Genomic DNA, 23,956 nt, shown 5'->3' with positions numbered 1-23,956 from the left:
TCCTGGACGCCCAGGGCATCGAGTGCTCGACCGGCTCGGCCTGCACGGCGGGCATCGCCCAGCCCAGCCACGTCCTCCTCGCCACCGGCACCGACCCGGACCTGGCCCGCGGCACGCTCCGCTTCTCCCTCGGCCATACGTCGACGAAGGCGGACGTGGAAGCGGTGGCGGCGGCGATCGGCCCGGCGGTGGAACGGGCGAGGTCGGCGGGTCTGACCTGAGCGGGGCCGTGCCGTGGCGGGGCTATGCCTTCGCCGTACCGGCTCGCGCGTGGGCGGCTTTGACGAGCCGCATGTACTTGTCCCAGTCCCACAGGCGCCCGGGATCGGTGTGATCGGTCCCCGGCACCTCGACATGCCCGATGACGTGCTCACGATCCGCCGGGAAGTCGTACCGCCTGCATATCGCGGCGGTCAGCTTGGCCGAGGCCGCGTACATGGCGTCGGTGAAGTCCTCGGGCCGGTCGACGAACCCCTCGTGCTCGATCCCGACGCTGCGCTCGTTGAACTCGCGGTTGCCCGCGTGGAAGGCGACGTCCAGCTCGCGGATCATCTGCGCTATGTGCCCGTCCTGACGGACGACGTAGTGCGCGGCGGCGCCGTGCCAGGGATCCTTGAAAACCTTCAGGGTCCCCTGATAGCTCCCCTGCGTGACGTGCACGATGACACGGTCGATCGTGTAGTCGGCGGGCCGGTCCGCCCGCCGCCAGTTGGCAGCCGCCGCGGCGACCCACTCCGCGCCCTTGAAGTCGACGGCACCGGCCTCGCGCGGCTTGTCGACGCCGGGCACCTGCCACCACATGTGCGCGAGATCGCTGCGCGCGAGCAGTCCGACACCGACGGCAGAGGCCACACCACCGACGATCAGTGCCCGGCGGCTGATGACCCGCCCGCTGTCACGGCCACTCGGCTCCCCCATGCGCGCCCCCGCTCTCGGTCCTCCTCCACCTTCCCCGTACGAGATCCAGAACGCATATCCGGGAGATTCGGTTCCCGCGGCCCCGTACCCTAAAGAGTGCTATGACTTCGCAGACCTCGACGCCGACCTCGTCGCTCCCCGCCGACCGTCCCCTCCGCGTGCTCGCCGCCATGTCGGGCGGCGTGGACTCAGCAGTGGCGGCGGCCCGCGCCGCCGAAGCCGGGCATGACGTGACAGGCGTCCACCTGGCCCTGTCCGCGAACCCGCAATCCTTCCGCACGGGCGCGCGCGGCTGCTGCACCATCGAGGACTCCCGGGACGCGCGCCGCGCGGCGGACGTCATCGGCATCCCGTTCTACGTTTGGGACCTCGCGGAGCGCTTCCGCGAGGACGTGGTGGACGACTTCATCGCGGAGTACGAGGCCGGCCGCACCCCGAACCCGTGCCTGCGCTGCAACGAGAAGATCAAGTTCGCGGCGCTCCTGGACAAGGCCCTCGCCCTCGGCTTCGACGCGGTCTGCACGGGCCACTACGCGAAGGTGCTGGTGAACGACTCCGGCGCCCGCGAACTGCACCGGGCCTCCGACATGGCCAAGGACCAGTCCTACGTCCTCGGCGTCCTGGACGACCGTCAGCTGGCCCACGCGATGTTCCCGCTGGGGGACACGGTGACGACGAAGGAAGAGATCCGCGCGGAGGCGGAGGCGCGTGGCCTGGCGGTGGCGAAGAAGCCCGACTCCCACGACATCTGCTTCATCGCGGACGGCGACACGCAGGGGTTCCTGGCCTCGCGCCTCGGCAAGGCCGAGGGCGACATCGTCGACGAGTCAGGGACGAAGCTCGGCACCCACGAAGGCGCCTACGGCTACACCATCGGCCAGCGCAAGGGCCTCCGCATCGGCACGCCCGCCCCCGACGGCAAGCCCCGCTACGTCCTGGACATCTCCCCGGTCGACAACACGGTGACGGTGGGCCCGGTCGAGGCCCTGGACGTCACCGCTCTGACGGCCATCAAGCCCCGCTGGTGCGGCGCGGCCCCCACGGGCCCCGGCACCTACACGGCCCAACTCCGCGCCCACGGCGACGAGACCCCGGTGACGGCAGAACTGGTCGACGACGAACTCCGGGTGTCCTTCACGGAGCCGGCGCGGGGCGTGGCCCCGGGCCAGGCGATCGTCCTGTACGACGGGACGCGGGTGGTGGGGTCGGCGACGATCGCCAGTACGGCGCGGGCTGCGGCGGTGGCGTAGCGCGCTTACGGTGCGCGCCGGCCCGGCCCACGCAGGGGCCGGGCCGGATCAATCACCGTTCCCGAGGGGCGTGCCCGCCCAACGCCGAAGCGGCCGTGGGCGGGCACGAGGCGTCCCTACTTGAGGAAAGGCGCTGCGAGGTAAAGCGCGGGAATCACCAGCATGGCGGCGCAGGAGATGCGGGTCTCTTTCTGTCGCCAGCCTTGAAATCCCAGGTATACGCCGTAGATGAGAACGGCGTTCACGCCGATCATCGGCCACGTGAACGAGCCGTCCAGTGCCTTCGTCACAGTTCCGAAAGTCGCCAGTGCGGCGAAGGCGGTGAACCGCCGGTCACGATTCTCCCGCGCCTCGTCAGCGGCTCTTTGCTCGAGGTCCATGCGATCCTCCCTACACCAACGCGTTGTTGTAGCCGCTGCCCACCGTCGGGAATTTCCGCATGTCGCCGATGACGGCGCACATGCCGCCGGCGCCCGCGAAGGTCACGTTGACCGCGACCATGAGCCGGTCGTACTGCTCCGTGAGTTCTCGGTACCGCTTGACCATGGCGGTCACGCGCTCCGCCGCGCATGCCGCGCCGACAAAGGTGCCCGCGATACCCACGCCTGAGACCGCGACAGCGGCGCTTGCGGCGGCGGAGACAGCGACCTGGATTCCCCAGTCGCAGATCTCAGCGATGCCTCCCTTCACTGTTTCGGCGAACGAGAAGACGAGCTTGGCCACGTTCACGTAGCGATCACGGAGATCGTGGAAGGCGTCCCGTGCTGCTTCCAACTTCTTGGCCGACTTCTCGAAGTACTTCCATGCGGCGTCCGCAGCATTCCCTTGCCACGTGAGATCGAGCACGGAATTTCCGTGCCGAATGTTCGCGGCCATGTCGGCGCAGGCATTGCCCAGGCAATGCCATGCGTCGGCGCACTCGGCATAGCCCTGCCAGTCGCCCGCCAGCCAGTTGGCCACGTATCCGAGGATGTCCTGGCCGAAGGCGAATTTGATCCCTTCGTTCGCCAGTGCGGAGATGCTGCCGAAGTCGAGAAGGGTTCCAGCGGCCTTGTTGGCGGGAGCGAACTCCAGCTCGGCCAAGTGCCCCTGCAGCCAGCTGTCTCCACCCCCTGGCGGCTTGAGGCGGTCGGCGACGTCATGAACGTCTCGGAATGTCGCAGGACCGCTAGGCCGGGGCCTGGGGACAGAGGAGGGCGACGCGGCTGGATAGGTCGCGTCCAGCTTTCGCGCCTGCTCCAGGTCGATCGCGTCGTACCAGGCGGCGGTCTTCTTCAGCTCGCCCACCGATGCGTCGAGGATGGCGTCGAAACCGTTCAGGACGTCACGAGCGTCGCGCACGCGCTTCGCGTGATCACCAAGTGCCCAGTCCCAGAGTTCCCCGATGAAGGAGGAGTCGATGGTGGTGCTGCGATCGAGATAGGCGCGGGCGCTTCCACAGTCCCCGCCTGCTCGATGGACCTGTCCCGCGTACGCGACCAGGTCCTGGGTCTTCACGGCCAGAGTCATACCGGCCTCCGCTCGGCACGCTCCGCCAGCAGAAGGCTGCGTTCGGCGGCCAGCTGTTGCTCACCGCTCTGGGCCAGCTTCTCGCGTTCCTGGTCCGAGATCGCGTCCCACTGCCTGCGGAAGTCCTGCCCCCGTTCGATCACCGCCTCCGCATACGCAGGGACGCGGGTCGCCTCGCGCAAGCCGATTCGGCCTGTGAGGATCTCCTGGGCCATTTCCTTCAGGACGGGGCCCGCGTCGCCGCGGCGGAATGTTTCCATCGCCTTGCGCAGCAGGCGTTGCTGTACGGGGTCGTCGGTGAGGTCCATGTCGGCGGTCACTACGTCTTCGTCTCCCTCGGTGCGGTAGCGCAGGGAGCGGCACAGTAGTGACGCCGGTTGCAGGAAAAGCTGCGTCAGAGGAGTGGGAGCGGCGCACGTGATGCGCCGCCGCCTAGCGGGCCCTCGGGGGAAAGCTTTCCGTGGGGCTCATCCGAATGGGGGAGACGGCCAACGGCCAACCCCCGCACGCCGATTGGGCGAGCGCAGCGCTCAGGCCCGCGCCCCGAGATAGTGGTGGAGGACCGCGGACAGCTCCGTGCACCAGCGCGGCACCTGCGACCTCTTCCGGGCCCGGACCCGGCACTCGTACACCGGCCCCTCGACCGTCACGGCCATCACCGACAGACCGTCGCCGAGCGGATGGAAGCGCACCGTGTGCACGCGCGGCCACGGCAGTTCGATGCCGTGCGGGCCCCTCTCGAAGTGGACCCCGTCGGCGTCCACGACCATGCCGTTGTGCTCGTCCGCCGCCACGAACTCAGGGCCGGTCGCCGGGGCCGGCGGCGCGTACATCGGCGGGGGCGGCCCGAAGCCGGGTGCCGGAACCGGACCGCCCTGATGGTCGAAACCCTGCGTCACGCCCGCCCCGCCCCGAAGAAATCTGCCTTGCGTCCGTCCGCCCTATCCCATCACTTCCACTTCGTAGAAGCACAGGTGCCCCTTGATCGCCGCCACCTCCGCCTTCGGCTCGGGGTACGACCACACCGCGTCCGCCGCGTCCGGCAGCGACCAGTAGGACGCCGTTCCCTTGAAGGGGCAGTACGTCGTCGTGTCCGAGGGCGAGAGAAGGTCCATGGCCACGTCCTCGGCCGGGAGGTAATAGCGCGCAGGGCAGCCCGTCTCCCGCAGGACCAGCGCGCGCGTACTGTCCGCCACCACTTGCCCGTCGCGCACCACTCGCACCCGCTCCGCACCCTGCTCGACCGTGATCTTGTGTCCGGGGATTCCGGGAACTCCAGGAGTCATGGAGGGTTCAGCGCCGCCGAGGCCGCCATTCTTCCCGGCGCGGTGCCCCGTACCGTTGTTCCCATGAACATCTGCGTCTTCCTCTCCGCCGCCGACCTCGACGAGCGCTACACCCGCCCCGCCCGCGAATTCGCCGAGCTCCTCGGCAAGGCCGGGCACACCCTGGTGTGGGGCGGTTCGGAGAGCGGGCTGATGAAGGTCGTCGCAGACGGGGTGCAGGAGGCCGGGGGGCGGCTCCTGGGGGTGTCCGTCGAGTTTCTCGCCGCCAAGGCGCGGGCCGTCAGCGCCCCGGACGAGATGGTCGTCGCCAAGGATCTCGCCGAGCGCAAGGCGCTGCTGCTGGGGAAGGCCGATGCTGTCGTGATCATGGTCGGGGGGACCGGGACCCTCGACGAAGCCACCGAGATTCTCGAACTGAAGAAGCACGGCAAGACCACCATGCCGATCGTGCTGCTGAACAGCGCTGGGTTCTACGACGGGCTCAAGGAGCAGTTCCGGCGCATGGAGGACGAGGGGTTCCTGCCGATTCCCCTCACCGACCTGGTGTTCTTCGCCGAGGAGCCCGTGGGCGCCCTCGCCTACCTGGAGGAGTCCCAGGGCATCGAGTAAGCGCCGGGTGCGAGCATGGGGGCCATGACAGGCACAGCCACCCACGTGATCACCGGCGCCGGTTCCGGCATCGGCGCCGCCGTCGCCCGCCGCCTCCACGCGCGCGGGGACGAACTTTATCTCCACGCGCGCGACGCGGGCCGCGCCAAGGAGCTCGCCGCCGAGTTCCCCGGCGCCAGGACGCTCGTCGGCGACCTCGCCGACCCCGACAAGCTGTCCTGGGCGTTCTCGCACCAGTCGCTGCCGGATCGCGTCGACTCGCTGCTGCACATCGCCGGGGTCGTCGATCTCGGGCCCGTCGGGGAGCTCACCCCCAAGTCCTGGCGGCACCAGCTCAACGTGAACCTCATCGCCCCCGCCGAGCTGACCAGGCACTTCCTGCCCCAGCTCCGTCTCACCCAGGGCCACGTCCTCTTCGTGAACTCCGGGTCCGGCATCCACGCGGGACCCGAGTGGTCCGCGTACGCCGCCTCCAAGCACGGCCTGCGCGCCCTCGCCGACTCGCTGCGCAAGGAGGAGCACGACAACGGGGTGCGGGTCACCTCCGTCTACCCCGGCCGCACCGCCAGCGCCATGCAGGAGAAGGTGCACCAGCAGGAGGGCAAGGAGTACGACCCCTCGCGCTGGATCGACCCCGAGTCCGTCGCCACGACGATCCTCATGGCGCTCGATCTGCCGCGCGACGCCGAGGTCAACGACCTGACCGTCCGCCCGGGACGCTGACCTCCACCGGGAGCGGGACCGCCGGCGTTACGTACCCTGCCTGAGTGAGCGATAAGAGCGACTTCAGGTGGGGGCCGGCCACAGGCGTCGGCTCGATGCCCGGCGGCGATGCCCGAGAGGCCGCCAAAACCGTCACCGGCTCCTTCGAGGGGCCGGAAGCGGGGACGCCGTTCCTCGCCGAGCTGCCCGCGCGCGGGCCCGGCGCCGACATGGTCGGCCGTACCGCGGGGCTCCTCGTGGACCTCTACGCGCGCGTGGAGCCCAGTGGCTGGCGCATCGGCGACCGGCCCGGCCGCGACACCAAGCGCGCCCGCTCCTGGCTGGGCGAGGACCTCGACGCGCTCGAGGAGTTCACCCAGGGCTACGAGGGGCCGCTCAAGGTGCAGGCCGTCGGGCCGTGGACCCTCGCAGCGGCCCTGGAGCTGAGGAACGGTGAGGCCGCGCTCTCTGACCCGGGTGCTTGCCGGGATCTCGCCGGGTCGCTCGCCGAGGGGCTCCGCGCTCATCTCGCCGACCTCCGGCGCCGCGTACCCGGCGCCCAGCTCGTCCTCCAGCTCGACGAGCCCTCCCTCATCGCCGTCCTGCGCGGGCAGATCAAGACCGCCAGCGAGTACCGCACCCACCGCGCCGTCGACCGCCAGCTCGTCGAGTCCACCCTGCGGGACGTCCTGGCCGCCGCCGGGGGCGGGCCCGTCGTCGTGCACTCCTGCGCGCCCGACGTGCCCTTCGCGCTCCTGCGCCGCGCCGGGGCCGACGCGATCTCGTTCGACTTCTCCCTGCTCACGGAGCGTGACGACGAAGTCATCGGGGAGGCGGTCGAGGGAGGGACTCAGCTCTTCGCCGGTGTCGTGCCCGGTGTGGACGGTCGATTGTCAGACCCTGCAGGTAGCGTCATGGGTGTCAGGACGCTGTGGCGCAGGCTGGGACTGAATCCGGGGTCGCTCGCGGACGCGGTCACGGTCACTCCGTCGTGCGGGCTCGCGGGTGCTTCACCGGCGTACGCACGGGCGGCGCTCGCCCACTGTGCCCGGGCGGCAAGATCACTCGCGGACAACCCTGAGTGACGGGGACCGAAGGCAACGGGAGGACGAGACGGTGGCTGCCGCAAAGGGCGAACAGGTAGAGGGCGAACAGGTAAAGGGCGGACAGGTAGAGGGCGAACAGGCAAAGGGCGGGCAGAGCGGGAAGGCCGAGCTGGGCGGGAAGGCCGAGCAGGGCGGGAAGGCCGATCAGGCCAGGATCGACGATGTCGCGCGGCAGAGCCCCGTGCCGTCCAAGGCGCGGGACGAGCACGGCCGCCTGGCCGACCAGATCGAGGAACACCGCTTCCGGTACTACGTGAAGGACGCGCCGGTCGTCTCCGACGCCGAGTTCGACAAGCTGCTGCGCTCCCTGGAGGCGCTGGAGGAGCGGTACCCGGAGCTGCGCACCCCGGACTCGCCGACGCAGAAGGTCGCGGGCGCGTACGAGACCGAGTTCACCTCCGTCGAGCACCGCGAGCGGATGCTCTCGCTGGACAACGCCTTCGACGACCTCGAACTGGCGGCGTGGGCCGAGCGCGTCGCCAGGGACGTCGGCGCCCCCGGCTACCACTTCCTGTGCGAGCTGAAGGTCGACGGCCTCGCGGTCAACCTCACGTATGAGAACGGGCGGCTCACGCGCGCGGCCACGCGCGGTGACGGCCGCGTCGGCGAGGACATCACGCCCAACGTGCGCACCATCGCCGAGATCCCCGGCCGCCTCAAGGGCGACCGCATCCCCGCCCTCGTGGAGATCCGCGGCGAAGTCTTCTTCCCGATGGAGGAGTTCGAGGGGCTGAACGCGCGCCTGGTGGAGGCCGGTGACAAGCCCTTCGCCAATCCGCGGAACGCGGCGGCCGGTTCCTTGCGCCAGAAGGACCCCCGCGTCACCGCCTCCCGCCCCCTCCACATGGTCGTCCACGGCATCGGCGCCCGTGAGGGCTTCGACATCGAGCGGCTCTCGGAGGCGTACGACCTGCTGCACGAGTGGGGCCTGCCCACCGCCAAGCACAACAAGGTCGTCGACGACCTCGACGGCGTGCGCGCGTTCATCGCCTACTACGGCGAGAACCGGCACTCGGTGGAGCACGAGATCGACGGCGCCGTCGTCAAGCTCGACGAGATCCGCCTCCAGGGCCGCCTCGGCTCCACCGCGCGCGCCCCGCGCTGGGCCATCGCCTGGAAGTTCCCGCCCGAAGAGGTCAACACCAAGCTGGTGAACATCCTGGTGAGCGTGGGGCGTACGGGGCGGGCCACGCCGTACGCGCAGGTCGAACCGGTGCAGGTGGCGGGCTCCGAGGTCGAGTTCGCCACGCTGCACAACCAGGAGGTCGTGAAGAAGAAGGGCGTGCTCATCGGGGACACCGTCGTCATCCGCAAGGCCGGTGACGTGATCCCCGAGATCCTCGGGCCCGTCGCCGACCTGCGCGATGGCAGCGAGCGGGAGTTCGTGATGCCCGCCGAGTGCCCCGAGTGCGGCACGGAGCTGCGGGCCATGAAGGAGGGCGACAAGGACCTGCGGTGCCCCAACGCCCGTGGCTGCCCCGCTCAGTTGCGCGGACGCCTGTTCTACCTCGGTGGCCGCGAGTGCCTGGACATCGAGAACTTCGGGCAGGTCGCCGCCGCCGCGCTCACCGCCCCGCTCGAACCCTCCGAGCCGCCCGTCGTCGACGAGGGCGATCTGTTCGGGCTCTCCATGGAGCAGCTGCTGCCCATCAGGGCGTACGTCCTTGACCCGGACAGCGGGCTGCCCAAGCGCGACCCGAAGACCGGCGAGGAGAAGGTCGCCCGCGTCTTCGCCAACCAGAAGGGCGAGCCGAAGAAGAACGCGGTCGCCATGCTGGAGAACATTGCGGCGGCCAAGGACCGGCCGCTGGCCCGCTTCCTCAACGGGCTCTCGATCCGGCACGTCGGCCCGGTCGCGGCCCAGGCGCTGGCCCGCGAGTTCCGCTCCGTCGACCGCATCGACGAGGCCACCGAGGAGGAGCTCGCCGCCACCGAGGGCGTCGGCGGGATCATCGCCGCGTCGGTGAAGCAGTGGTTCGCCGAGGACTGGCACCGCGAGATCCTGCGCAAGTGGCGCGAGGCCGGAGTGCGCCTGGAGGACGAGGGGGCGGGGGAGGACGAGGGGCCGCGGCCCCTCGAAGGGCTCACCGTCGTCGTCACCGGCACCCTGCAGAACCACACGCGGGACGGCGCCAAGGAGGCCCTGCAGAGCAGAGGCGCCAAAGTGACCGGTTCCGTTTCCAAGAAGACGTCGTTCGTGGTCGTCGGGGAGAACCCGGGGTCCAAGTACGACAAGGCCGTGCAGGCGAAGGTTCCGGTTCTGGACGAGGACGGATTCGCCGTTCTGCTCGACCAGGGACCCGAAGCCGCCGCCGAAGTGGCGCTTCCCGCGGAAGAACCGACCCAGGAGTAGCGGTTGAAGGCCACCCGATCGGCGCATACCAGATGCATACGGGTGGTCAGGCCGCAATCGGGCAACAGCGGTCGGGCACGACCGTCTGGTGCCCGTGGAAGCCTTCCGCGGCCTAATGTTGAGTGTGTGCGTCTGCCATGTCCTGCTGCGGATGGGGCACATCTCCCGGCCCACCGAAGGCCGGGGGAGCGGGCAGTGGATGTGGGCACCGCCGGCTGTGAGAGGGACGGGAATGGAACCGACCGAGAGCGCCGCCCCGGACTCACACCTGCGTCCGCGCCGCCGTACGCGGCGCGCGGCGGCACACGACAGCGGGGACGACGGCAGCGAGAGCGGTCGCGGGGAGAACGAGCGCGGTGATGTGGTGAACTGGCGCAATTGGTGGCGCGAGGCGGGACGCGGTCTGCTGCGCGCGGGCGGCGGCCGGTCCGGAGCGGCGCCCGGCACGGCGCGCGGAGCCGCGAACCGGGCGGCCGGGGGTGGACTCGGCGCGATGTTCGGCAAGGCACGCGGAACCGCGGACCCGGCAGGGGGAACAGGACCCGGCGGGGCCGTGAACGGCGGAGCGCGTCACCCGAGCGGCCCAAACGGCACCCGCCGGCCGGGCACAGGCCCGAGGGGCACCGCCTTCACGACCATGGACGCACCGGTACCGCTGACCCCGGTCGCGACCGGCACGGGCTCCGCCGGACCGTCCGCCCCCGGCACCGTCGGCGCGGCGACCCCGGCCGCCAACCAGCTCGCGGGACAGGCCGACACCGGCTCCCGGGCCGCGGCCCCGCCGCTGCTGCCCGGCGCCATCGTCGCGCTCGCCGCGGTCATCCTCGGCGCCGGGTTCTACCGCGCCTTCGCCGGGCATCACGCGCTCTTCCCGTCCGGCACCGTCGGCTGGTCCCTCGCCGTCCTGACCGGCATCATCGTCGGCCACCTCGTCGCCCTGGGCCGCGACCGCTGGTGGGGCGGGACCGGCTCGGGCGCCGCCCTCACCCTCGCGGTCCTGCTCCTGTACGGCTGGGTACCGGCCGGAATGGTCAGCCTCACCGTCGTCGTCCTTGTCGGCGTCGCACGCCGCCATCGCTGGCGCCAGGGCGCCCTGCACGGCGCCATCGACATCCTCGGCATCGGCGCGGGCGCGCTCGTCCTCGCCGCGTTCGGCCGCGTCCCGTCCGTCGAGTCCCCCTGGTCCCCGCAGACCTGGAGCTTCTCCGCGGTGCCCGAGATCATCCTCGTAGCGGCCGCGTATCTGCTCGTCACGCGCGCGTCGCTCTGGTACGTGCACACGCCGCGCCCTGCCGGGCTGCCGACTCTGGCGCGGCCCGCGCTCCTGCGTCAGGGTCTTGTCGGGGTCGCGCTGCTCGGTATCGCGCCGCTGCTCTGCGTCGTCGCCATCGCCATGCCGGTGCTCCTTCCGCTGTTCGCGATCCCGCTGGTCGCGCTCGACTCCACGCTGTGGATCGCGCGGGCCCGCGCCGAGGAGCAGCTGCGCGACCCGCTCACCGGACTGCCCAACCGGCAGTGGCTCCTGGAGCGGACGTGGTCGGCGCTGACCGATGCCGAGCGGATCGGGGCGCGCAGCGCGCTCATGCTGATCGACCTCGACCGGTTCCGTTCGGTCAATGACACGCTCGGCCATCTCGCCGGTGACCGCCTCCTGTTGCAGATCGCCGACCGGCTGAGAGCGGCACTGCCGCGCGGCGCGGAGGCGGCGAGGATCGGCGGCGACGAGTTCGCCGTGCTGCTGCCGATCGCCGACTCCACGACCTCCGCCTCGCGCGTGGCCCGCAACCTCGTCGCCGCGCTCAGCTCGCCCCTGGACCTCGACGGGCTGACGCTCGTCCTGGAGGCCAGCGCCGGGCTCGCCGTCTTCCCCGACCACGCGCTCGACGCCGAAGGGCTGCTGCGCCGCGCCGACGTCGCGATGTACCAGGCCAAGCGGGACCGTACGGGCGTGGAGGTGTACGAGTCGAAGCGGGACTCCAACACCCCCGACCGGCTCGGCCTCCTGGGCGACCTGCGGCTCGCGCTCGACGCCGGGGACGTGGAGCTGCACTACCAGCCGAAGGTCCGCTTCGACGGGCAGGTCGCCGGGCTCGAAGCGCTCGTACGGTGGGTGCATCCCGAGCGCGGGAAGGTTCCGCCTGACGAGTTCATCGCCATCGCCGAGTCCTCCGGACTCATGCCGCACCTGACCGAGTACGTCCTGGACACGGCGCTCGCCCAGGTCGCCCGCTGGCGGGCGCAGGGCCTGCACGTGCCCGTCGCGGTGAACGTCTCGCCCCGGGACGTGCACACCCCGGGTTTCGCGGGCGCCGTCGCCGCACGCCTCGCGCGCCACGGTGTCCCGGCAGGATCGCTCCAGCTCGAGATAACGGAGCACGTGCTCCTTGAGGACCCGCAGCGCGCCGCCGACACCCTCGCCGGGCTCACCGGACACGGCGTGAAGATGTCCCTGGACGACTTCGGCACCGGCTACTCCTCCCTCGTCCACCTGCGCAGACTCCCGGTGAGCGAGCTGAAGATCGACCGCTCGTTCGTGGCGCGGCTCGCCGTGGACACCGAGGACGCGGAGATCGTCCGCTGCACCGTCGACCTGGCCCATTCCCTCGGCCTTCTCGTCGTGGCCGAGGGCGTCGAGGACGACGAGACGTGGGAGCGCTTGCGCGACCTCGGCTGCGACGCGGTGCAGGGCTGGCTCGTCGCCGCCGCGATGCCGCCGGACGAGACGACGGCGTGGCTGCGCGCGCGTGGATCGCGCGGCTGGCAGCGGACTCCGGCGGCGCTCCCGGCCGTCCAGGGTGACGATCCGCGGGCTTAGAAAGCGGCCAGGCGCCAGGGCGGGTACGGGCACCGGGCCGGGCCCCATAGGATTGGGGCCAAACCACACACTCCCACCCTGAGGATCGCTGCATGCCTGGCATCACGCGCGAGGAGGTCGCCCACCTCGCCCGGCTGGCGCGTCTGGAGCTGAAGCCCGAAGAGCTCGACCACTTCGCCGGCCAGCTCGACGACATCATCGGCGCGGTCGCCCGCGTCAGCGAGGTCGCCGACCAAGACGTACCGCCGACCTCCCACCCGCTGCCGCTGACCAACGTCATGCGCGCGGACGAGGTCCGTCCGTCGCTCACCCCCGAGCAGGCGCTCTCCGGCGCCCCGGCCCAGGAGCAGCAGCGTTTCAAGGTGCCGCAGATCCTGGGGGAGGACTAATCACCATGACGGACATCATCAAGCTCACCGCCGCCCAGACCGCCGAGAAGATCGCTTCCGGCGAGCTGACGGCCGTCGAGGTCACCGAGGCCCACCTGGCCCGGATCGAGGCCGTCGACGAGAAGGTCCACGCCTTCCTGCACGTCGACCGCGAGGGCGCGCTCGCGCAGGCCCGCGCCGTCGACGAGAAGCGCGCGGCGGGCGAGAAGCTCGGCCCGCTGGCCGGCGTCCCGCTCGCGCTGAAGGACATCTTCACCACCGAGGGCGTGCCGACCACCGTCGGCTCCAAGATCCTCGAAGGCTGGATCCCGCCGTACGACGCGACGGTCACCAAGAAGCTGAAGGCGGCCGGCGTCGTCATCCTCGGCAAGACCAACATGGACGAGTTCGCCATGGGGTCCTCCACCGAGAACAGCGCCTACGGCCCGACCGGCAACCCGTGGGACCTCACCCGCATCCCGGGCGGCTCCGGCGGCGGTTCCTCCGCCGCGCTCGCCGCCTACGAGGCCCCGCTCGCCATCGGCACGGACACCGGCGGATCGATCCGCCAGCCCGCCGCCGTCACCGGCACCGTCGGCGTCAAGCCCACGTACGGTGGCGTCTCGCGCTACGGCATGGTCGCGTTCTCGTCCTCCCTGGACCAGGGCGGCCCCTGTGCCCGCACCGTGCTCGATGCGGCCCTGCTGCACGAGGTCATCGCCGGGCACGACCCGCTCGACTCGACCTCCATCGACGCGCCGGTCCCGCCGGTCGTCGAGGCCGCGCGCAACGGCTCGGTGCAGGGCATGCGCGTAGGCGTCGTCAAGCAGTTCCGCGGCGAGGGCTACCAGACCGGTGTCGTGCAGCGCTTCGACGAGTCGGTCGAGCTGCTGAAGTCGCTCGGCGCCGAGATCGTCGAGCTGGACTGCCCGACGTTCGACCTGGCGCTCTCCGCGTACTACCTGATCGCGCCCTCCGAGTGCTCCTCGAACCTCGCCCGGTTCGACGCCATGCGCTACGGCCTGCGCGTCGGCGACGACGGCACGCACTCCGCCGAGGAGGTCACCGCCCTCACCCGCGAGGCCGGCTTCGGCGACGAGGTCAAGCGCCGCGTCATCCTGGGCACGTACGCGCTCAGCTCCGGCTACTACGACGCGTACTACGGCAGCGCCCAGAAGGTCCGCACCCTGATCACCCGCGAGTTCGAGGCCGCGTTCGAGACGGTGGACGTCATCGTCTCCCCGACGACGCCGACCACCGCCTTCCCGATCGGCGAGCGCGCCGACGACCCGATGGCGATGTACCTCGCGGACCTGTGCACCATCCCGACCAACCTGGCCGGCAACGCCGCCATGTCGCTGCCCTGCGGCCTGGCGCCCGAGGACGGCCTGCCGGTCGGCCTGCAGATCATCGCTCCCGCCATGAAGGACGACCGCCTGTACAAGGTGGGTGCCGCCGTCGAGGCCGCCTTCGTGGAAAAGTGGGGGCACCCGCTGCTCGAGGAGGCTCCGTCGCTGTGAGTGCACTTGGTAAGGCCAAGGGGTTCAAGAAGTCCAGGTCCGGCACGTACCTGTCGATCGGGACGACCGCGTTCGGCGCGATCAGCGTCCTGAAGCAGGCCAAGAAGGCGCGTACGGAGAACGACACGCTCCGGCTCGTCGACGCCGTCGTCTCCGCCGCCGCCATCGCCACAGGACTCGCCCTGCTGCTGCGCGAGCTCAAGCGCATCGGCGACGACGACGTCCTGCTGGGCTGAGAGGGAAGTACCAACACCGTGACTGCCACGACCACCCCCGAGCTGCTCCCGTACGAGGAGGCGCTCGCGTCGTACGACCCGGTCATGGGCCTGGAGGTCCATGTCGAGCTCGGTACGAAGACGAAGATGTTCTGCGGCTGCTCCACCGAGCTGAAGCAGGACGCCAACAGCCAGACCTGCCCCACCTGTCTCGGCCTGCCCGGCGCCCTGCCCGTGGTCAACGAGATCGGCGTCGAGTCCGCCATCAAGATCGGCCTCGCGCTGAACTGCGAGATCGCCGAATGGTGCCGCTTCGCCCGGAAGAACTACTTCTATCCGGACATGCCGAAGAACTTCCAGACCTCCCAGTACGACGAGCCCATCGCCTTCAACGGCTACCTCGACGTACAGCTGGAGGACGGCGAGGTCTTCCGCGTGGAAATCGAGCGCGCCCACATGGAGGAGGACACCGGCAAGTCGACGCACGTCGGCGGTGCCACGGGCCGCATCCACGGCGCCTCGCACTCGCTGCTCGACTACAACCGCGCCGGCATCCCGCTCATCGAGATCGTCACCAAGCCGATCGAGGGCGCGGGCGAGCGGGCCCCCGAGGTCGCGAAGGCGTACGTCGCCGAGCTGCGCGAGGTCATCAAGGCGCTCGACGTCTCCGAGGCCCGCATGGACAAGGGCCAGATGCGCTGCGACGTCAACCTCTCCCTGCGGCCGCACGGCCGGGAGCAGTTCGGCACGCGCTCCGAGACGAAGAACGTGAACTCCCTGCGTTCCGTCGAGCGTGCCGCGCGCTACGAGATCCAGCGCCACGCCGCCGTCCTGCGCTCGGGCGGCACCATCGTGCAGGAGACCCGGCACTTCCACGAGGAGGACGGCTCCACCACGTCGGGCCGGATCAAGGACAACGCCGAGGACTACCGGTACTTCCCGGAGCCCGACCTCGTCCCCGTCGCCCCGTCCCGTGAGTGGGTCGAGGCGCTGCGTGCTGAACTCCCCGAGCTGCCGCTCGCCCAGCGCAACCGGCTGATCGAGGAGTGGGCCATCAGCGCCCACGACATGCAGTCGATCCGCAACGCCGGGGCCATCGGCCCGATCGTCGCCACGATCAACGCCGGTGCGGATGCCGCGTCCGCGCGGAAGTGGTGGATGGGTGAGCTGGCCCGCAACGCCAACGAGCAGGGTGTCGACCTGGGTGAGCTGCCCATCACGCCCGAGCACGTGGCGCGCGTGTCGGAGCTGGTCGCCAAGGGTGACCTCAACGACAAGCTCGCCCGTCAGGTCATCGACGGTGTCCTCAAGGGCGAGGGCACGCCCGACGAGGTCGTCGACAAGCGCGGCCTGAAGGTCGTGTCGGACGAGGGGGCGCTGTCCACGGCTGTGGACGAGGCGATCGCCGCCAACGCGGGGATCGTTGCCAAGATCCAGTCCGGCAAGGTCGCCGCCGCGGGGGCCCTTGTGGGGGCCGTGATGAAGGCGACCCGGGGTCAGGCGGACGCGGCTCGCGTCAAGGAGCTGATCCTGGAGAAGTTGGGCGTCAGCGAAGGCTGAGCCTTCTTGGTTCGGAGGGGCTGGATATATCCAGCCCCTCCGGCGTTTGAGGAGCGGGGTCCGGGGCGGAGCCCCGTGGAACGGAGCGGTGCACTGAGTACGACCTCGGCCGAGATCCTGGCCATCGGCCTCCTCCTGGTGACTCTGGCCTTCGCGGTGCTACGGCCCCGCGGCTGGCCGGAGGCCGTCGCCGCCGTGCCCGCGGCTGCCCTCGCCATCGGCACCGGAACGGTCACCCCCGACCACGCCTGGTTCGAGACCCAAGAACTCCTCCCCGTAGTCGGCTTCCTCGCCGCGATCCTGCTGCTCGCGCAACTCTGCGCCGACGACGGCCTGTTCACGGCGGCCGGTGACCTCGTCGCGCGGGCCTGTCACGGCAGCCCGAAGCGGATGCTGGGCGGGGTCTTCGCGGTGGCCGCGGCCGTCACCGCCGTGCTCAGCCTGGACGCCACCGTCGTCCTGCTCACCCCGGTCGTCTTCGCGACGGCCGCGCGGATCGGCACGAGCCCGCGTCCGCACGTCTACGCCAGCGCCCACCTCGCCAACTCGGCGTCGCTGCTGCTGCCCGTCTCCAACCTCACGAACCTGCTCGCGTTCACCGCGAGCGGGCTGACGTTCAGCCGGTTCGCGGGGCTGATGGCGCTGCCGTGGCTGCTCGCGATCGGCATCGAGTACGTCGTGTTCCGGCGCTGGTTCGCCGACGACCTCGCGGCGCCGGCGCACGATCCCGACCCCGGGGAGCCCACCCCCGTACCGGCGTTCACGCTGACCGTGCTCGGGCTGACGCTCGCCGGGTTCGTCGTCACGTCGTTCGCGGGGATCGAGCCGCTGTACGCCGCGTGCGCGGGCGCGCTCGTGCTCGGCGTGCGGTCCCTCGCCCGGCGCCGCTCCACGCCGGGGGAGCTGTTCAAGGCGCTCAACCTGCCGTTCTGCCTGTTCGTCCTCGCCCTCGGCGTCGTGGTGCGGGCGGTCGTCGACAACGGGCTCGGCGACGGCATCGCCCATGTCCTGCCCGACGGAACGTCCCTGCTCACGCTGCTCGCGGTCGCGGGCGTGGCCGCCGTGCTCGCCAACCTCATCAACAACCTGCCCGCGATCCTGGCGCTGCTCCCCGCCGTCGCCCCGGCCGGTCCAGGACCGGTGCTCGCCGCGCTGATCGGCGTCAACCTCGGCCCGAACCTCACCTACGTCGGCTCGCTCGCGACCCTGCTGTGGCGGCGCATCGTGCACGCGCACGGCACCCAGCCCGACCTCGGCGGTTTCACCCGGCTCGGGCTGCTCACGGTGCCCACGACGCTGCTCGCCTCGACGGCGGCGCTCTGGGCGGGGCTGCTCGTCCTCGGGTAGCGGTTGGACCTTTGTCCCGGATGCTTGGACGTTTACGTTTCGGCTCGTTCTTGTACTTCCCAGGGACATCTGGCGTGGCTACGGTCCCGGCCGAACCACTCAATGGGTCGATCGCAGACCATTACGCGCGGAGGTCCCGTGTCACCGTCCCCGGAGTCCCCGGAGTTGTCCCGCCGACGCCTCATGGCGGTGGGCGGGGGCGCGCTCGGCGCCGCCGCCGTCGGGTCCTTCCTGCCGCCCTCGCTGCAGCAGGCCGTCGCCGCGCAGGCCGAGCACGGCGCGCCGCCGAAGGGCGGGCTCGACGCCATCGAGCACGTTGTCATCCTGATGCAGGAGAACCGGTCGTTCGACCACTACTTCGGGACCCTGCGCGGCGTCCGCGGCTTCGGCGACCGCAACGCGATCCGGCTGCCCGGCGGCACCAGCGTGTTCGAGCAGCCAGGAGCGCTCCGCACCGTCCTGCCCTTCCCCGTACGGGAAGCGGCGGCGGCGCAGAAGAAGGATCTGCAGTACATAGGCGCGCTCGACCACTCCTGGTCCGGCGGCGCCAAGGCCGCGCACGGCGGCTGGCACGACGGGTGGATCACCGCGAAGACCGCGGCCACGATGGCGTACTACACGCGCGAGGACATCCCGCTGCACTACGAACTCGCCGACACCTTCACCGTCTGCGACGCCTACCACTCCTCCATCCACTCCTCGACCTCCCCGAACCGCAACCACCTGTGGAGCGGCAAGACCGGCGACGAGCCGCTGACCGGCGCCCGCGCCGTCGGCAACGACGCGTACGACGAGGGCACGCACCCCGGCTACGGCTGGGGCACGTACGCCGAGCGCCTGGAGAAGGCGGGCGTGAGCTGGCAGACGTACACCGAGTGGGAGAACTTCACCGACAACCAGATCGAGTTCTTCGCCACCTTCAAGGCGATCGCGAAGAAGGCGCTGGTCAAGACCGGTCTCACGTACATGGAGGCGTTCTACGCCAAGGTGCGCGACGCCGCCGACGAGGGCGCGCGCGACAAGCTGTTCGCCACCCTGGAGGAGGGCGTGGCGACGCTGGACCGGCGTGAGCGGTCGTTGTTCGAGCGCGGGCTGCGGCGCGTGCCGACCGGTGAGCTGGCCGCGACGTTCGCACGCGACGTCGCGCGCGGAAAGCTGCCGCGCGTCTCCTACCTCGTACCGTCCGCGGTCGACTCGGAGCACCCCTCCGTCTCCTCGCCCATCCACAGCGCGACGATCGTCTACAAGGTGCTCGACGCGCTCGCCTCGCACCCCGAGGTGTGGCGCAAGACCGCCGTCTTCATCAACTATGACGAGAACGACGGTTTCTTCGACCACGTGCCGCCGCCCGTGCCCGGTCCTGAGGTCGCCGAGGAGCACTGTCAGGGGCTGCCCACCGGGCTCGGCATCCGGGTGCCGATGCTCGTCGTCTCGCCGTGGACCGTGGGCGGGTACGTGTGTTCGGAGGTCTTCGACCACACCTCCGTGATCCGCTTCCTGGAGCAGTGGACCGGCGTCCGCGAGCCCAACATCGGCGCGTGGCGCCGCCAGGTCACCGGAGACCTCACCGGCGCCTTCGACTTCCGCCACGGACACCGGCAGCCCGAGGTCGAGCAGCCGGGTCCGATCCCCGCGTTCACCGGCCGCTGGGCGCCGCAGCCCCCGGCGAAGCAGTCGATGCCGGTGCAGGAGCCGGGCACCCGGCCGGCCCGCGCGCTGCCGTACCAGCCGGACGCCCACGCGCGCGTGGACGAGCGGGAACTGGTGCTGACCCTCACCAACAGCGGCCGTTCCAGCGCGCACTTCGCGCTCTACCCGTACGCGGGTGAGTTCGCGGCGCCGCAGCATTTCGATGTCGTCCGGGAGGCGACCGTGACCGTGCCGATGGGCGCAGGTGGTACGTATGACTTCGTGGTGACCGGGCCCAACGGGTTCCGGCGCGAGTTCCGCGGGCGTACGGACTCCGGCGTCGACGTCACCACGAGCGTGGACGCACGCGCGCGTGCCGTGCGCATCCGGCTGCGCGGCACGGGGGAGACGGCCCGGACGGTCGTCGTAGGGAAGCGGACGGTTGTCGTCCGGCCCGGTCGGACCGTCACCGTCGTGCACGAGACGCGGAAGGCGCACGGCTGGTACGACGTCGAGGTCACGGCGGGCGAAGCGTTCCTGCGGCGCCTCGCCGGGCATATCGAGGACGGGCGACCGAGTGTGTCGGGCTGACCGGTGTGCGGCGCGGTGCAGCTGGAGAGCAAGCATGTGAGTAAGCCCACGAAAGCGACAAAGGATCACTATTGCCTGCAAGAGTGACTGGCTCTTGCTCAAGTGTTTCTTCGCGGGCTCGTTCGATCGAAATACAGCCGATCACCGACTGCTCCCGACAAGAATCCCCAAGACCCAGGGAGCACGTCCGTGGCCGCACTCGCACGGTGGTGTGTCAGGCACCGGCTCGTCGTCGTTCTGCTGTGGCTGCTCGCGCTCGGTGGCACGAGCGCGGCGGCCGCCGTCGCCGGATCCGCCTACTCGAACGACTACGAGGCACCCGGCACCGAGTCCGGCCGGGCCACCCAGCTCCTGGACGAGGGGTTCTCGGGGCTCGGCGGCGACAGCGACACCGTCGTCTGGCACATCGAGGGCTCCACGGTCCGCGCCGCCGACGTCGAGACGGCCATGAGCAACACGCTCACCCAGATAGGTGAACTCCCCGGGGTCTCGTCCGTGATCTCCCCGTACGGGGCCCAGGGCGCGGGCCAGATCAGCGCCGACGGGCACACCGCCTACGCCACGATCACCTTCGCCGAGCAGGCCGACGACATCCCGCGCGGCCAGGCGCAGGCCGTCGTCGACACCGCGCGCGACGCCGAGACGCACGGGCCCGACGGGCTCCAGGTCGAGCTCGGCGGCAGCGCCGTCGCGCTCACCGAACCCACGTCCGCCCACCTCAGCGAGGTCATCGGCGTCGTCGTCGCGGCCGTCGTGCTCTTCCTCGCCTTCGGCTCGCTCGCCGCCGCCGCGCTGCCCATCGCCACCGCCCTGATCGGCGTCGGCACCGCCTACGCCGGCATCGGGCTTCTCGGCCACGCCATGACCGTCGCCGACTTCGCGCCGATGCTGGGCATGCTCGTCGGGCTCGGCGTCGGCATCGACTACGCGCTGTTCATCGTGACCCGGCACCGGCGCGGCCTGAAGCGCGGCCTGCCGGTCGCGGTCGCCGCCGAACGGGCCGTCGCCACCACCGGACGTGCCGTCGTCTTCGCGGGCGCCACCGTCTGCATCGCGCTGCTCGGCATGCTGATCCTGCGGCTCAGCTTCCTCAACGGTGTCGCGATCGCCGCGTCCGTGACCGTGCTGCTCACCGTCGCCGCCTCGATCACCCTGCTGCCCTCGCTGCTCTCCTTCATCGGCCTGCGGGCCCTGTCACGGCGCGAGCGGCGCAGACTGGCCGAGCACGGGCCCCAGCCGGAGCTGCCGACCGGGCTCGCCGCCCGCTGGGCCGCCTTCGTCGAGCGCCACCCGAAGCTGCTCGGCTCCCTCGCCCTCGCCGTCGTCACGGTCCTCGCGCTGCCCACGCTCTCCCTCCACCTCGGCACCTCCGACCAGGGCAACAACGCGAAGTCCAGCACCACCCGGCAGGCCTACGACCTGCTCGCGAGCAGCTTCGGGCCCGGCGTCAACGGGCCGCTCACCCTGGTCAGCGACGTGGACGGGGCCAAGGACAAGGCCGCGCTCGGGCGGCTGGCGCACGATCTCCGGGACACCGAGGGCGTCGCCGCCGTCACCCCGGTCACGTACAACCACGACGACACCACCGCCTACCTCACCGTCGTCCCGGCCTCCGCCCCGCAGTCCGACCGGACCAGCGACCTCGTCGACCGGCTGCGCGCCGACGTCGTCCCCGACGCCGAACGCGGCACCTCCCTCGACGTCCAGGTCGGCGGTGTCACCGCCAGCTACGACGACTTCGCCGGGGTCGTCATCGGCAAGCTCCCGCTCTTCGTGGGCGTCGTGATCGGGCTCGGCTGCGTCCTGCTGCTGCTCGCGTTCCGCTCGCTCGGCATCCCGCTCAAGGCCGCCGCGATGAACGTCGCCGCCGTCGCCTCCGCCTTCGGTGTCGTCGTCGCCGTCTTCCAGTGGGGCTGGGGCAGCGATCTCCTCGGGCTCGGCCGCTCGGGGCCCATCGAACCGTTCCTGCCGGTCATCATGGTCTCGGTCCTCTTCGGGCTCTCCATGGACTACCAGGTCTTCCTCGTCAGCCGGATGTATGAGGAGTGGCTGGAGACCGGGGACAACCGGCGCGCCGTCCGCATCGGCCTCGCCGAGACCAGCCGCGTGATCAACTCGGCGGCCGTCATCATGATCTCCGTCTTCCTCGCCTTCGTGCTCAGCGGCGACCGGGTCATCGCGATGTTCGGCATCGCCCTGGCCGCCGCCGTCGCCGTCGACGCGTTCATCCTCCGTACGCTCCTCGTCCCCGCCCTCATGCACCTGCTCGGCGGCGCCAACTGGTGGCTGCCCAAGTGGCTCGGCCGCTGCCTGCCCCGGCTCAGCATCGAACCGCCGGAGTGCCGCGCGGCCGCGAGTGCGAAGATCCCCGGGCAGCGCGAAGCACGGGGCGACGCGCTGGACGACGTTGCTATGTGAACCCTGAGGAGCCTGATGTACGCGATACCGCTGGGCGACGGTGACACCGACGGCGGCGGCGCCGAACTGCGCCCGCTGGAGACCTGGCACGCGGAGGAGTTCCTGCGCCACCTCGACCGCGGCCGGGACCACATCGGGCGGTTCATCCCGTTCGGCAAGGACGCCGTCGACGTCGAGTCGTCCCGCGCGCTGCTTCGGCGCTGGGCGGAGAAGCGCGTCGCCGACAACGGCGGCCTCCACGGCATCTGGATGGACGGCGTCCTGGTCGGCGGCGTCCTCTTCCGGGTCTTCGACGCCGCGGGCGGCAACTGCGAGGTCGGCTGCTGGCTGGAGCCCGCCGCCACGGGGCGCGGCCTCGTCACCCGCGCCGCCCGCGTCCTCATCGACTGGGCGGTCGAGGAGCGCGGCATCCACCGCGTGGAGTGGCTCGCCGCGGCCGGCAACACCGCGAGCACCAACGTCGCGCGTCGCCTCGGCATGAAGCGGGACGGCGTCCTGCGCGAGGCCAATCTCTACGGCGGCGTACGGCACGACGAGGAGATCTGGGCGCTGCTCGCACCCGAATGGCGCGCCGCGCGCGACGGCGCGGGCAGCGCGCACAAGGAACGTTAAGACACCTCTCAGACTCCGTCCGTACGGTGCGCAGCATGGATACGAAGACTGATGCCAAGCCCGACGCCGCCGAGCGGAAGGAGAACGAGGAGGCCGTCGAGGCGACGGAGACCCCGGGGGCAGGGGGAGAGACCGGTACCGCCGACGGTGTTGACGGCGTCGAAGGCGTCGAAGGCGTCGAAGGCGCTGATGAGGTGGGCGAGGCGGAGGCCGCCGAGGCCGCCGAGGCCGCCGACGCCGCGCCCCGTTCGGCCGGTGTCGGTCAGGGCGCCGGCGCCATCGTCTCCGTAGGACTCGGCATCGTCGCGCTCAGCGGCAGCTGGCTCGGCACGGTCGCCTCGGCCCGCGAATCCCTCATCGGCCAGCTCAACACCGCCCAGACCGCGAGCGTCGCCAAGCAGGTCTCCGAGGTCTACGGCGACTCCTGGCACGCCGCCGCCCTGGTCGGCGGCGTTTTCGCGCTGATCGCGCTGGTCGTCGGCGCGGTCGTCCTTGCGCGGCCCGCGTTCGGGGCGCCCGGCAAGGCGCAGGCCACCTGGATCAAGTCGACCGCCTGGGCCGGTGTCTCGCTCGGCGTCCTCGGCCTGCTGCTCGCCGTGGCGAAGTACACGGACCTGCTGCTCGGCCTGCCCAAGACCAGCTGAACCAAGGTCCCTAGGCGCCTGTACGGGGTGCCTTAGGCGGTTGAACCGGCCCGGCGCCGGGCGCCTAAGGCACCCCCGACCTCGTATAAGGCACCCTGGGCCGCGAACATGCGGCACTCTCCCGATGCGGCGCACCCCCCTGGGAAACGACAGTTGAGGCATCGCGGAGAACGCACCGCGAGAACCGCAACGGATCCGCGAGAGCCGCGGACGATCGTCACCAGGGAGACGAGATGTTCGAGTACGAACTGCACCAAGTCCACTCCGCCGAACTCATCGAGCGCGCCCAGTCCTACCGTCTCGCCCGTGCGGCCCGCGCCGCCGCCAAGGCCCACCGCGCGCAGCTCCGATCGGCCGGCCATGAGGCCGAGGGGCGGGTGAACACCCACCGGTCGCGTCGACAGCGTGCCCCGCGCACCGCATGAACGCGACACCCCGGCCGGGGGAAAGCAGGAGCGGGGGCCGCGGAAACGGGGGGCGCAGGAGCGGGGGCCGCGCGAACGG

23 protein-coding genes are annotated in these 23,956 nt (G+C 71.0%); 17 read left to right on the top strand and 6 right to left on the bottom strand.

Annotation, left to right across the window (positions count from 1 at the left end):
* On the top strand, positions 1-221 hold a 221-nt coding region (locus N5I75_RS01345; protein WP_476673375.1), incomplete at its 5' end, for an aminotransferase class V-fold PLP-dependent enzyme.
* A gap of 22 nt (positions 222-243) precedes the next feature.
* Here the strand turns inward: N5I75_RS01345 and N5I75_RS01340 are convergent.
* The gene (locus tag N5I75_RS01340) at positions 244-918 is read right to left on the bottom strand and encodes an N-acetylmuramoyl-L-alanine amidase (protein ID WP_476673373.1); all 675 of its coding nucleotides are present in this window, start codon (positions 916-918) and stop codon (positions 244-246) included.
* A gap of 101 nt (positions 919-1,019) precedes the next feature.
* Between N5I75_RS01340 and mnmA the strand changes: the two genes are divergently transcribed.
* Complete coding sequence (gene mnmA / locus N5I75_RS01335; protein WP_476673372.1) at positions 1,020-2,168, top strand: tRNA 2-thiouridine(34) synthase MnmA; 1,149 nt, start codon at positions 1,020-1,022, stop codon at positions 2,166-2,168.
* 116 nt (positions 2,169-2,284) lie between these two features.
* Here mnmA and N5I75_RS01330 read toward each other — a convergent pair whose 3' ends face one another.
* The 5 genes from N5I75_RS01330 to N5I75_RS01310 form a co-directional block, all read right to left on the bottom strand.
* Positions 2,285-2,548: a hypothetical protein gene (locus N5I75_RS01330; protein ID WP_476673370.1), complete on the bottom strand. Its 264-nt coding sequence runs from the start codon at positions 2,546-2,548 to the stop codon at positions 2,285-2,287.
* A gap of 10 nt (positions 2,549-2,558) precedes the next feature.
* Positions 2,559-3,665 (bottom strand): hypothetical protein, encoded by a 1,107-nt coding sequence (locus N5I75_RS01325; protein WP_476673369.1) that lies wholly within the window; start codon positions 3,663-3,665, stop codon positions 2,559-2,561.
* An 8-nt stretch (positions 3,666-3,673) separates the two neighbouring features.
* Positions 3,674-3,997, bottom strand: coding sequence for a hypothetical protein (locus N5I75_RS01320; protein WP_476673367.1), 324 nt, complete (start codon positions 3,995-3,997; stop codon positions 3,674-3,676).
* Between the two features lie 210 nt (positions 3,998-4,207).
* The gene (locus N5I75_RS01315; RefSeq protein WP_476673365.1) at positions 4,208-4,576 is read right to left on the bottom strand and encodes a hypothetical protein; all 369 of its coding nucleotides are present in this window, start codon (positions 4,574-4,576) and stop codon (positions 4,208-4,210) included.
* A gap of 42 nt (positions 4,577-4,618) precedes the next feature.
* Entirely contained in the window at positions 4,619-4,963 is a 345-nt protein-coding gene (locus N5I75_RS01310; RefSeq protein ID WP_476673363.1) for a DUF427 domain-containing protein, read from the bottom strand.
* A 63-nt stretch (positions 4,964-5,026) separates the two neighbouring features.
* On the opposite strand from N5I75_RS01310, the gene N5I75_RS01305 reads away from it, so the two are divergent.
* The 15 genes from N5I75_RS01305 (at position 5,027) to N5I75_RS01235 (ending at position 23,877) form a co-directional block, all read left to right on the top strand.
* Complete coding sequence (locus tag N5I75_RS01305) at positions 5,027-5,572, top strand: LOG family protein (protein ID WP_476673361.1); 546 nt, start codon at positions 5,027-5,029, stop codon at positions 5,570-5,572.
* A gap of 24 nt (positions 5,573-5,596) precedes the next feature.
* On the top strand, positions 5,597-6,295 hold the full coding sequence (locus N5I75_RS01300; protein WP_476673359.1) for an SDR family oxidoreductase: 699 nt from the start codon (positions 5,597-5,599) through the stop codon (positions 6,293-6,295).
* Positions 6,296-6,339: 44 nt separating this feature from the next.
* On the top strand, positions 6,340-7,359 hold the full coding sequence (locus N5I75_RS01295) for a methionine synthase (RefSeq protein ID WP_476673357.1): 1,020 nt from the start codon (positions 6,340-6,342) through the stop codon (positions 7,357-7,359).
* Positions 7,360-7,534: 175 nt separating this feature from the next.
* Positions 7,535-9,733: an NAD-dependent DNA ligase LigA gene (gene ligA, locus N5I75_RS01290; RefSeq protein WP_476673839.1), complete on the top strand. Its 2,199-nt coding sequence runs from the start codon at positions 7,535-7,537 to the stop codon at positions 9,731-9,733.
* Positions 9,734-9,965: 232 nt separating this feature from the next.
* Entirely contained in the window at positions 9,966-12,548 is a 2,583-nt protein-coding gene (locus N5I75_RS01285) for a putative bifunctional diguanylate cyclase/phosphodiesterase (RefSeq protein WP_476673356.1), read from the top strand.
* A 92-nt stretch (positions 12,549-12,640) separates the two neighbouring features.
* Positions 12,641-12,937, top strand: a complete 297-nt coding sequence (gatC, locus tag N5I75_RS01280; RefSeq protein WP_018531282.1) for an Asp-tRNA(Asn)/Glu-tRNA(Gln) amidotransferase subunit GatC — start codon at positions 12,641-12,643, stop codon at positions 12,935-12,937.
* A gap of 5 nt (positions 12,938-12,942) precedes the next feature.
* A complete protein-coding gene (gene gatA / locus N5I75_RS01275) occupies positions 12,943-14,436 on the top strand; it encodes an Asp-tRNA(Asn)/Glu-tRNA(Gln) amidotransferase subunit GatA (protein WP_476673353.1) in 1,494 nt (497 codons plus the stop codon).
* Positions 14,433-14,672 (top strand): hypothetical protein, encoded by a 240-nt coding sequence (locus tag N5I75_RS01270; protein WP_476673351.1) that lies wholly within the window; start codon positions 14,433-14,435, stop codon positions 14,670-14,672. Before gatA ends, N5I75_RS01270 begins: the two co-directional genes overlap by 4 nt.
* 18 nt (positions 14,673-14,690) lie before the next feature.
* A complete protein-coding gene (gene gatB, locus N5I75_RS01265; protein WP_476673349.1) occupies positions 14,691-16,211 on the top strand; it encodes an Asp-tRNA(Asn)/Glu-tRNA(Gln) amidotransferase subunit GatB in 1,521 nt (506 codons plus the stop codon).
* Between the two features lie 75 nt (positions 16,212-16,286).
* Positions 16,287-17,558 carry an SLC13 family permease gene (locus N5I75_RS01260; protein WP_476673347.1) on the top strand — a complete coding sequence of 424 codons (1,272 nt, stop codon included), beginning with the start codon at positions 16,287-16,289 and terminating at the stop codon, positions 17,556-17,558.
* A 183-nt stretch (positions 17,559-17,741) separates the two neighbouring features.
* The gene (locus N5I75_RS01255) at positions 17,742-19,778 is read left to right on the top strand and encodes a phosphocholine-specific phospholipase C (RefSeq protein ID WP_476673837.1); all 2,037 of its coding nucleotides are present in this window, start codon (positions 17,742-17,744) and stop codon (positions 19,776-19,778) included.
* 189 nt (positions 19,779-19,967) lie between these two features.
* Entirely contained in the window at positions 19,968-22,196 is a 2,229-nt protein-coding gene (locus N5I75_RS01250; RefSeq protein ID WP_476673345.1) for an MMPL family transporter, read from the top strand.
* A 15-nt stretch (positions 22,197-22,211) separates the two neighbouring features.
* Complete coding sequence (locus tag N5I75_RS01245) at positions 22,212-22,808, top strand: GNAT family N-acetyltransferase (protein WP_476673343.1); 597 nt, start codon at positions 22,212-22,214, stop codon at positions 22,806-22,808.
* A 35-nt stretch (positions 22,809-22,843) separates the two neighbouring features.
* Complete coding sequence (locus N5I75_RS01240) at positions 22,844-23,452, top strand: hypothetical protein (RefSeq protein WP_476673341.1); 609 nt, start codon at positions 22,844-22,846, stop codon at positions 23,450-23,452.
* Between the two features lie 233 nt (positions 23,453-23,685).
* A complete protein-coding gene (locus N5I75_RS01235) occupies positions 23,686-23,877 on the top strand; it encodes a hypothetical protein (protein WP_476673339.1) in 192 nt (63 codons plus the stop codon).
* The last annotated feature ends 79 nt before the right edge of the window (positions 23,878-23,956 follow it).

The sequence above is a fragment of the Streptomyces sp. R818 genome (assembly GCF_056172735.1).
The sequence above is the reverse complement of the archived record's forward strand: the minus strand, read 5'-3'. Positions and strand labels throughout refer to the sequence as shown.